1 protein-coding gene is annotated in these 611 nt (G+C 39.6%); it reads left to right on the top strand.

The window, feature by feature from the left end; all coding sequences use genetic code 11:
* Positions 1–19 precede the first annotated feature (19 nt).
* Complete coding sequence (gene sipU, locus ACWHAR_RS29215; RefSeq protein ID WP_017696164.1) at positions 20–583, top strand: signal peptidase I sipU; 564 nt, start codon at positions 20–22, stop codon at positions 581–583.
* Positions 584–611: the final 28 nt, after the last annotated feature.

Raw genomic sequence — 611 nt, 5'->3', positions numbered from 1 at the left:
AAGCATCGGGTGAAGGAAGTTGAATGCAAAAACAATCACGTTAAAGAAAAAAAGAAAAATCAAAACGATCGTTGTACTCAGTATCATTATGATCGCAGCTCTCATTTTTACGATCAGATTGGTGTTTTACAAGCCTTTTCTTATTGAAGGATCATCAATGGCCCCAACGCTTAAAGACTCAGAAAGAATTCTGGTTGATAAAGCAGTCAAATGGACTGGCGGGTTTCACAGAGGCGACATCATAGTCATTCATGACAAAAAGAGCGGCCGCTCATTTGTCAAACGTTTAATCGGTTTGCCTGGTGACAGCATTAAAATGAAAAATGATCAGCTGTACATAAATAATAAAAAGGTGGAAGAACCGTACTTAAAGGAACAACAACAAGAGGTCAAAGAATCGGGTGTAACCTTAACGGGTGACTTCGAAGTTGAGGTTCCATCCGGTAAATATTTTGTAATGGGAGATAACCGTCTCAATTCACTGGATAGCAGAAACGGAATGGGCATGCCTTCTGAGGACGATATCATCGGTACTGAATCTCTCGTCTTTTATCCATTCGGTGAGATGAGACAGGCAAAATAAAATGCAATGCAAAAAGAACATGGAACAT

The sequence above is a fragment of the Bacillus sp. LR--39 genome (assembly GCF_053613335.1).
The sequence above is the reverse complement of the archived record's forward strand: the minus strand, read 5'-3'. Positions and strand labels throughout refer to the sequence as shown.